This window comes from Streptomyces plumbidurans, from assembly GCF_019857225.1.
GTDB classification, from domain to species: Bacteria; Actinomycetota; Actinomycetes; order Streptomycetales; family Streptomycetaceae; genus Streptomyces; species Streptomyces plumbidurans.
On record NZ_JAFJSY010000158.1, the window covers coordinates 1 to 3,163 of the forward strand.

1 protein-coding gene and 1 pseudogene are annotated in these 3,163 nt (G+C 75.4%); both read right to left on the reverse strand.

Annotated elements, in window-relative coordinates; all coding sequences use genetic code 11:
- Positions 1–250, reverse strand: a pseudogene (locus JYK17_RS40120) (SWIM zinc finger family protein); the annotation flags it as partial.
- Positions 251–513: 263 nt separating this feature from the next.
- On the reverse strand, positions 514–3,163 hold a 2,650-nt coding region (locus JYK17_RS40125; RefSeq protein ID WP_222812313.1), incomplete at its 5' end, for an SCO1167/SCO6262 family helicase.

The window sequence follows — 3,163 nt, forward strand, 5'->3', positions numbered from 1 at the left end:
CCCGGGCCTCGAACGCCCGCGCCCGCGCGGCCCGCAGCGCCTCGCGCGCGACGTCACCGGGCCGCGCCCCCGCGCGATCGCCCTCCCGCTCCTGGGGCGCCGCCTCCGAGGCTGGTTCTTCGTCCTCCGGCTCGGGTGCCTCACTCGGCGGCGCGGACGGACCGGCCGAGGCCGCCCGGCGCAATGCCGCGCGGGCAGCGTCACCGGGCCGTGGCTCGCCACGCTCCGGCGCCTCGGGGGCAACGGGCACCTCAGCAGCCTCAGCCACATCGGGCGCGGATGCCGACGCAGGCGCAGGCGTGCGAGCCCATGCCGATTTCGGCGTCGTCGCCGATGCCGATCCCGATCCCGATGCCTCGGCATCCTCCGTAGCGTCGCTCCCCGGAACCCTCGGAACCTCAACCCCCGGAGCCCCCGAACCCCCCTCTCCCCCTGCCTGGCCCCGCGCAGCGGCCCCCTCCCGCTCCCGCGCCTCCCTCAGCGCCCTGCGGGCCTCGTCGGCCGGGCCCGGGCTCATGTCGTCCTCCGGAGGGAGACCAGGTCGGTCAGTTCACGGTCGGTCAGTTCCGTGAGGGCGGACTCGCCGGAGCCCAGGATGGCGTCGGCCAGGGCGCGCTTGGACTGAAGCATCTCGGCGATGCGGTCCTCGACCGTGCCCTCGGTGATGAGGCGGTGGACCTGGACCGGCTGGGTCTGGCCGATGCGGTAGGCGCGGTCGGTGGCCTGTTCCTCCACAGCGGGGTTCCACCAGCGGTCGAAGTGGATGACGTGTCCCGCGCGGGTGAGGTTCAGACCGGTGCCGGCTGCCTTCAGCGACAGCACCAGCACGGGAGTGGCCCCGGCCTGGAAGCGGTCCACCATGCGCTCGCGTTCGGGCACCGGTGTGCCGCCGTGCAGGAGGTCCACCGGGACGGCCCGGGAGGCCAGGTGCGCGGTGATCAGCCGGGCCATGCCCACGTACTGCGTGAAGACCAGGGCCGAGCCGTCCTCCGCGAGGAGGGTGTCCAACAGCTCGTCCAGGAGGGCGAGTTTGCCGGAGCGGGCGAGCAGGCGGCCGTCGGCCACAGCCTCCTCCTTGAGATACAGCGCGGGGTGGTCGCAGATCTGCTTCAGCGCACCGAGGAGCTTGAGCACCAGTCCGCGGCGTGCGATGCCCTTCGTGGTCTCGATGGTCTGCAGCGACTCGCGCACCACCGCCTCGTACAGAGCCGCCTGTTCACGGGTGAGCGGCACGGGGTGGTCCGTCTCGGTCTTGGGCGGCAGTTCGGGCACGATGCCGGGGTCGGACTTCTTGCGGCGCAGCAGGAAGGGGCGGACCAGCCGGGCCAGCCGCTGCACGGCCTCCTCGTCCTCGCCGTTCTCCACCGCGCGCGCGTGCCGGGCGCGGAAGGACTTGAGCGGGCCGAGGAGTCCCGGTGTCGTCCAGTCGAGCAGGGCCCACAGCTCGGAGAGGTTGTTCTCCACGGGCGTGCCGGTGAGCGCGACGCGTGCCGGTGAGGGGATCGTGCGCAGGGCCTTCGCCGTCGCGGAGTACGGGTTCTTGACGTGCTGCGCCTCGTCGGCGACGACCATGCCCCAGGGCTGCTCGGCGAGGCGCGGTGCGGTCGTCCGCATGGTGCCGTACGTCGTCAGGACGAAGCCGTTCTCGATGTCCTCCAGGCTGCGGTCCGGGCCGTGGAAGCGGCGGACGGGGACGCCGGGGGCGAAGCGCTCGATCTCCCGCTGCCAGTTGCCGAGGAGGGAGGCCGGGCAGACCACCAGGGTGGGCTCGCTGCGGGCGCGTCGCAGGTGCAGCGCGATGACCGTGATCGTCTTGCCGAGGCCCATGTCGTCGGCGAGACAGCCGCCGAGGCCCAGGGTGGTCATGAGGTCCAGCCAGGCGAGGCCGCGGAGTTGGTAGTCGCGGAGGGTGGCGTGCAGGCCGGGCGGTGGCTCGGCGGGGCGGATTCCCGCCGTGAGCCGGTCACGCAGGGCGGCCAGGGCGCCGACCGGGACCGCCTCGACCGACTCGCCGTCCACCTCCGCGCTGCCGCTGAGCGCGACGGAGAGCGCGTCCACCGGGTCGAGCAGGCCCAGTTCGCGCTTGCGGGCCTTGCGGACGAGCGCGGGGTCGACGAGCACCCAGCGGTCGCGCAGCCGCACCACCGGGCGGTGGGCCTCCGCGAGGGCGTCCATCTCGGCCTCGTCGAGCGGATCGCCACCGAGCGCCAACTGCCAGCGGAACTGGAGCAGTTCCTCGCTGTCGAAGAAGCCCGTGCCGTCCGTCGCGGAGCCCGGCGCGGGCCGTACCACCGCGGTCGCGCTCAGGTCCTGGGCCAGGTCGCGCGGCCAGTGCACGGCGACGCCCGCGGCCGCGAGCCGGGTCGCCGCCACGTCGAGCAGGTCGCCCAACTCCTCCTCGGACAGGGCCAGGACGTCCGGCACGTCCTGCTCGGAGAGCCGGTCGAGCGGCGGCCAGATCCGGGCCGCGCGCCGCACGGCGAGCGCGGCGTCCACGCGCGCGCGTGGACCGAACGCCGCGTCCGCCTCACCCGCCCACAGGACCGCCGCGTCGGCGACCAGGGTGGGGTCGGCGAGGCTGTGCACCTGGACGATCGCGGCGCCCGCGGTGCGTACGTGCTCGTCGCGGTCGAACAGGTCGGAGGCCGACAGGTCGAGGCGGAGCGAGATGCGCACGCCCGCGTCCATTCCGGCGGCGACCTCGGCGGCCCAGTCCCCGGCGGCGGGCAGATGCTGCGGGCTGCGGTCGGCGAAGGGCCTGCCGCAGGCGTGCGGTGCGGCGGGGGTGCGCGGCAGGGTGTCCGCGACCGCGTCCAGGAAGGCGCGCATCAGGGCCTCGGGCTCGGGCAGCCGCAGCGGGCCCGGTCCGGGCAGCGGGACCGCATGGCCCTCGTACGGCAGCGCGGCGGCGACCGCGCGCAGGTGCGCGATGTCGTCGGGGTCCAGGGGCCCGGCCCGCCAGGCGTCGTGGCCCGTGGCCGTCAGGCCGGGCAGCAGGCGTCCGCGTGCGGTGAGCCGGAGCGCGTGCAGCGCCGCCGCTCCCCAGCAGGCGGTGGCCGGGTGGGCGGCCGGGTCGCGCCGGGCGCGGACGAGCAGCGGCAGGGCCTCGGCGACCGGGAGGGACAGCGCGGGGGCGGTCCTGCGCCGTACGCCCGAGCCGTGC